At 69.6% G+C, this 4,929-nt stretch carries 5 protein-coding genes; 3 read left to right on the top strand and 2 right to left on the bottom strand.

Translation table 11 applies throughout. The features are described from left to right. The 3 genes from FL311_RS41170 to FL311_RS41160 all read left to right on the top strand — a co-directional run. Window positions 1–683 (top strand): Smr/MutS family protein (locus FL311_RS41170; RefSeq protein WP_141333085.1); only part of this gene is annotated, 683 nt, incomplete at its 5' end. A gap of 46 nt (window positions 684–729) precedes the next feature. Further along, on the top strand, window positions 730–1,725 hold the full coding sequence (locus FL311_RS41165) for a hypothetical protein (protein WP_046713272.1): 996 nt from the start codon (window positions 730–732) through the stop codon (window positions 1,723–1,725). 9 nt (window positions 1,726–1,734) lie between these two features. Next, window positions 1,735–2,847: a quinone-dependent dihydroorotate dehydrogenase gene (locus tag FL311_RS41160; protein ID WP_141333084.1), complete on the top strand. Its 1,113-nt coding sequence runs from the start codon at window positions 1,735–1,737 to the stop codon at window positions 2,845–2,847. A gap of 131 nt (window positions 2,848–2,978) precedes the next feature. Here the strand turns inward: FL311_RS41160 and FL311_RS45760 are convergent, their stop codons facing one another. Together FL311_RS45760 and exoK are read right to left on the bottom strand one after the other, a co-directional pair. After that, entirely contained in the window at window positions 2,979–3,665 is a 687-nt protein-coding gene (locus FL311_RS45760) for a DUF4097 family beta strand repeat-containing protein (RefSeq protein ID WP_228557424.1), read from the bottom strand. A gap of 106 nt (window positions 3,666–3,771) precedes the next feature. Continuing rightward, window positions 3,772–4,920, bottom strand: coding sequence for a spore coat polysaccharide biosynthesis glycosyltransferase ExoK (exoK, locus tag FL311_RS41150; protein WP_141333086.1), 1,149 nt, complete (start codon window positions 4,918–4,920; stop codon window positions 3,772–3,774). Window positions 4,921–4,929: the final 9 nt, after the last annotated feature.

Here is a 4,929-nt window from a genome sequence, read left to right as displayed (position 1 = left end):
AGAAGGAAGCGGCCTTCCAGAACAACCCCTTCAAGTCCGCCATCAAGACGCTCCAGGACCAGGAGAAGCAGGAACAGCAGAAGGCCGCCGCGGAAGCCGCCGCGAAGAAGAAGGTCGTCGCGAAGCCCGTGAAGGCCGCCAAGGCCCGTCCCGAGGACGACGACGTGGGCCTCTTCTTCTCCGCCATGGACGGCGTGGCGCAGATCACCCACCGCGGCGAGCCCCCCAAGTCCAACCCCCGCCTGCCGGAGCTGGTGGACGAGAACGCGGAGGCGCTCGCGGAGCTGAGCGAGCTGGTCGCCGGAGGCCCGGGCGAGTTCGACATCTCCGAGGTGGGCGAGCACATCGAGGGCCTGGGGCCCGGCGTCGACCGCAACCTGCTGCGCTCGCTCCGGCGCGGGGACTTCTCCATCCAGGGGCAGCTGGACTTGCACGGCATGACGCAGCTGGAGGCCCGCGCCGCGCTGGAGCGTTTCCTGTCCGACAGCCGCCGCGCCCGCCGCCGCTGCGTGCTGGTGGTCCACGGCCGCGGTTTGCACTCCAAGCAACAGCTGCCGGTGTTGAAGGAGCTGCTCAAGGCGTGGCTCGCGCAGAAGCGCATCAACGCGGCGGTGCTGGCGTTCTGCACCGCACGTCCGCAGGACGGTGGGACGGGGGCGCTGTACCTGCTGCTGCGCAGGTGACGGCCGTATCCTTTACGCGCGCCCGGCACTGTGCATACATGCCGCCATGGCACGCGAACTGATCGACCTGCACATCCACGTGGGCGGCTCGGTGGCCCCCCACATCCTCTGGTCCATCGCCCATCAGCAAGGCTTCAAGCTCCCCGTCAAGACGTACTTCGACTTCGTGGAGCTCATCACCTCCCGTCCGGGCAAGGTGGGGAGCCTGGATGACTACCTGAAGATCCTCCACACCTGGACGGAGAAGATCCAGTCGTCGCCGAGCGCGATCGAACGCTCCGTCTACGAGATCATCGGCAAGGAGTACCGCGGCAGCCGGGTGACGCAGATCGAGCTGCGCTTCAACCCGATGAAGCGCAACCTGCACTCGGAGCTGGACCTGGACCACATCATCCACGCCGCGCTGCGCGGCATGGACCGGGCGGTGCTCGAGTACGGCGTGAAGGTGGGCTTCATCTTCTGCCTGGCGCGCGAGTTCGACCACCGGCTCAACAGCATCCTCGTGGACAAGGCCATCAAGTACCGCACGCGCGGCGTGTACGGCATCGACCTGGCCGGCACGGAGACGAACGCGATGGAGCTCAAGCCGGAGGTGGTGGCCCAGTACGAGGACCTCTTCGGCCGGGCGCGCAAGGCGGGCCTGAAGTGCACGGTGCACACGGGTGAGACGAAGGGCACGGGCGCCGAGGGCGTCATGTCCGTGGTGGACAAGCTCAAGCCGCACCGCATCGGCCACGGCATCCGCGCGGCCTATGACGAGAACGCGATGAAGGTGCTGCGCGAGCAGGACATCGTCCTGGAGCTGTGCCCCACCTCCAACCTGCACACCAAGGCGGTGGAGGGCATCGAGGAGCTGCGCCACATCGTCCGGACGTTCTGGGACCGCAAGGTGAAGTTCACCATCAACACCGACGGCCCCTACCTGCTCGAGACGGACATGCGCCGGGAGATCGAGCTCATCGAGAGCCACGGCATCCTCACGCCGGAGCAGGTGGACCAGACGCTGGCGTGGGCGCGCCAGGCGTCGTTCATCCCGGGCTGAGAAGCGAGCATGTACGGACTGACTCGCTCGCTGCTCTTCAAGCTGGACGCCGAGCGCGCGCACCGGCTGGGGCTCTGGGGCCTGCGCCAGCTGGGGCACTCGCGCGACCTGTGCGAGTCCCTGCGGGAGCGGGCGCTGGAGGGCGTGCCGGCCTCGCTCGCGGTGGAGGTCGCCGGGCTGCGCTTCGCCCACCCGGTGGCCCTGGCCGCGGGCCTGGACAAGGACGCGGAGGCGGTGGACGGACTGTTCGCCTGCGGCTTCTCCGCCGTGGAGGTGGGCACCGTCACCCCCCGCCCCCAGCCCGGCAACCCGACGCCCCGCCTGTTCCGCCTGCCGGAGCACCAGGCCATCATCAACCGCATGGGCTTCAACAACCACGGCGCCGCCGTGGCCGCCCAGCACCTGCGCGCGCGCACCTGGCACCCCGGTCCCGTGGGCGTGAACCTGGGCAAGAACAAGGACACGCCGCTGGAGCGCGCGGTGGAGGACTACGTCGCGTGCGTGGACGCGCTCGGGCCCCTGGGAGACTACGTGGTGGTCAACGCGTCGTCCCCCAACACGCCGGGCCTGCGCAAGCTGCAGGAGCCGGAGGTGCTCTCGGCGCTCCTGGGCGCGGTGCGGGCGCGGCTGGACACCGTGGCGCCGGGCAAGCCGCTGTTCCTCAAGATCGCCCCGGACCTGACGCCCGAGGCGGTGGACGAGGTGGTGGACGTGGCGCTGGCCCAGAAGCTGGCCGGCCTCATCGCCACCAACACCACGGTGGCCCGGCCCTTCGAGCACCCGCTCGCGAAGGAGGCCGGCGGCCTGTCCGGCGCGCCCGTGCGGGAGGCCTCCAACGCGGTCATCGCGCGCGCGTACCAGCGCTCGGGCGGGAAGCTGCCCATCATCGGCGTGGGCGGCGTCTTCACCGCGGCGGACGTGTTCCAGAAGCTGCGCGCGGGCGCGTCCCTGGTGCAGGTCTACACGGGCTTCATCTACGAGGGGCCGGGCATGGTGCGGGGGCTTCTGCCCACGCTGGCCCAGATGCTTGAGAGGGATGGGTACCAGAGCGTCGCCCAGTTGGTGGGCGCGGATCACCGCGGAGACCCGGGCACCGTCCAGGGCGACGACGACGCGCCCTGAAACACGAAGGGCCCCTCGCTCCGCCATGGGAGGACGAGGGGCCCCGCGTAAAAAAGTGAGCGCTCGCCGGCGCCTTGGAGTTTCACCGGCGAGCGCCCCGGGCCGTCTGACTTGGAGACGGGCCTCGAAAGCTATTCCTGGACGGTCAGCGAGCCTCCGACAGTGCTCACTTCCACCGTGTGGGTGCCCGCGCCGTAGGTCTTCTTCTTCGACCCGAGGCTGACAGAGCTCCCGTTGAAACTGCCCCCCACGGAACTGAATTCCACCCGCGCGTCCGCTCGCTCCGGCAGCTTCAGCCGGACGTTGCCCGACACGGTGCTGACCTCCGTGTCCTCGAGCTTCCGGGGAGCCAGTACCACCTCCCCTTCAACGCTGCTCACCGACAAACGTCGCTCCGAGCCGTTCACTTCCACACGGCCGTTGACGGTGGAGTGCTTCTGCGGGCCCGTCACCCCCTTCACCACCACCCCCGCGTTCACCACCGACACTTCCAGCTCGGACGCCTTCGGCACCTTCACCACGAAGCGCACCGCTCCCGCCCTGCCCTTGCACGACTGCCACCGCTCCTCGCAGGGGCCGCAGCACGCCCTCGCCCGCACCTCGTCACCCTCCTGGGTGACCTCGACTTCCATCCGAGGACCAGAATCTCCGGGATTTTCCGGAACAGCCTCGATTACCACACTATTCCCGTCTACCGCATCTACGCGAACGGCGCCATTAACATTGGACAGGTGAACCTGGGGGGTTCCGTCCGTGTCGAACTTCCAGGTCTGGGTCGCCGGCGCGGCGGCGAGGATGGCCAGGAGGGGCAGCAACATGGCGGGTGCTCCGAGGTAGGGTAGGTCCACCCGACCCTACGGAGGAGCCGGCCCCCCATTGCCGGCGAACGACGCGAAGTATCCACGGCGGTCTGACATTCCCTGGCTAGGGACCGTGGACCACCCGTTGATACAGCGCGTCATGGAGGCGGATCAGCCGCTCCAGGGACAGCTCGCGGGCGACGAAGTCCCGGGCGGAGCGGCCCATGCGGCGGGCCTTCTCGGGGTCCGAGAGGAGCTGGCTGATGGCCTGGGCGAGCTGGGCGGGGCGCTCGGGCGGGACGACGAGCCCGCGCTCGCCATCGCGCACCAGGTCGGTGTTGCCGCCCACGCGCGTGACGACCATGGGCAGGCCCGCGGCCATGCCCTCCATGACGGCGTTGGACATGCCCTCCGCGCTGGAGCACAGCACGCCCACGGTGGCGCGAGACAAGATGGCGGCCACGTCCGTGCGGTGACGCAGGAAGTGGACGGTGTCGGAGACGCCCAGCTCCGCGGCCAGCTTCTCCAGGCCCTTCCTGCGGGGGCCATCGCCCACGAGGAAGGCCTGCAGCGGCGTGCCGCCGTGGTGGAGCATGGCCAGGGCGAGCAGCAGGTCCTCCTGGCGCTTCACCGGGTGGTTCATGTTGGCCACGTGCACGAGCACCGGCGCGTCACCGGTGTCCGGCAGCGGCGCCTTGAGGCCCTCGCGCATGCGCGCATCGAAGCGGGCCAGGTCCAGGCCATTGTGGATGACGGACACGCGGGAGGCGGACAGGCCCTCCTCCTCCACCAGCATGCGCCGGATGGCCTCCGCGTTGGCCACCACGTGGTCCGCCATGGCCGTCAGCCGCGAGTGCACCGCGCGCCGGGCGGTGCCCTGCCAGTGGGACAAGTCCAACCGGCCGACGATGACCTTCACGCCGGCGAGCTTCGCGGCGGGCACGGCGATGAGCGTGGAGTAGAAGTCGTGCACGTGGACCAGGTCCACGCGGTTGGACTTCAGCCACCGGGCCATGCGCATCACCTGGTACGCGGTGTTCGGCTGCGCGACGGAGCCCTTGAGCGGGAAGCTCTCCGCGGTGTGGCCCAGCTTCCACACCGCGCCCATCAGCGGGCCCGCGTCCTCGAGCACGGCGACCTGGAGCTGGTAGCTGGGGGGCAGGCCCCGGAGCAGCTCCAGCACCTGCACCTCCGTCCCGCCGATGTGGAACGAGCGGGTGAACTGCACCAGGCGCATGGGCCTGGCCCCCATCATCACCTCTTCACGCCGCATGTCCCGACC

The organism is Myxococcus sp. AB025B (genome assembly GCF_006518215.1).
Taxonomy (GTDB): Bacteria; Myxococcota; Myxococcia; order Myxococcales; family Myxococcaceae; genus Myxococcus; species Myxococcus fulvus.
Note: the sequence above shows the minus strand (reverse complement) of the source record. Positions and strands in the feature narration are given on the sequence as shown.